This is a genomic window from Streptococcus oralis (genome assembly GCF_003942875.1).
In the GTDB taxonomy this organism is placed as follows: Bacteria; Bacillota; Bacilli; order Lactobacillales; family Streptococcaceae; genus Streptococcus; species Streptococcus oralis_BX.
Genome location: NZ_RMVK01000018.1, coordinates 1 through 651, shown reverse-complemented (window position 1 = coordinate 651; position 651 = coordinate 1). Strand labels below are relative to the sequence as shown.

At 47.1% G+C, this 651-nt stretch carries 1 protein-coding gene; it reads left to right on the top strand.

Annotated features, from left to right (window positions below; all coding sequences use genetic code 11):
- The coding region (locus D8844_RS10345; protein ID WP_142999107.1) for a hypothetical protein at positions 1-651 on the top strand (651 nt) is incomplete at both ends.

The following is a 651-nucleotide window of genomic DNA, read 5'->3' as shown; positions in this document are numbered from 1 at the left end:
AGCAAAGAGAAATCTATTCCAGGTCAAGGAACTTACACGATTGCACCAGACGGAACTGTAACCTTCACCCCAGACAAACAGTTTGTTGGAAACCCAGATCCAGTCACAGTCAAACGCGTAGATAAGAACGGCACCCCAGTCACTGCGACTTACAGTCCAGAGTTTACGAAAGTGACCCCAACAGGTACTGGTGCAACCAGCACAGGTCCTCAAGGTGTTCCACAAACGGGCACTCCAAGCTTCCAAGGCGGCGATCCACTGGTTCCAATCGATGAAACAGTAGAGCCAACCTTTGAAGATGGATCAACTGAAAAAGTGATTCCAGGTGAAGGAACTTATGCAATCTCACCAGATGGTACAGTGACCTTCACACCAGACAAACAGTTTGTTGGAAACCCAGATCCAGTCACAGTCAAACGTGTTGATAAGAANGGCACTCCAGTCACTGCGACNTANAGTCCAGAGTTTACGAAAGTAACNCCAACTGGTNCAGGTGATAAGACAGAAGGNCTNCAAGGTCANGTCCAAGAAGGTAAAGTGACCTTCACTCCAGGCCATGACTCAGTTCCATTCCCAGCTGATTCAACTCCATTATTTGACAATGGTACAGCTATGAAGGAAGTGCCAAATGTTGGTAAGTTCGAAGTAGAC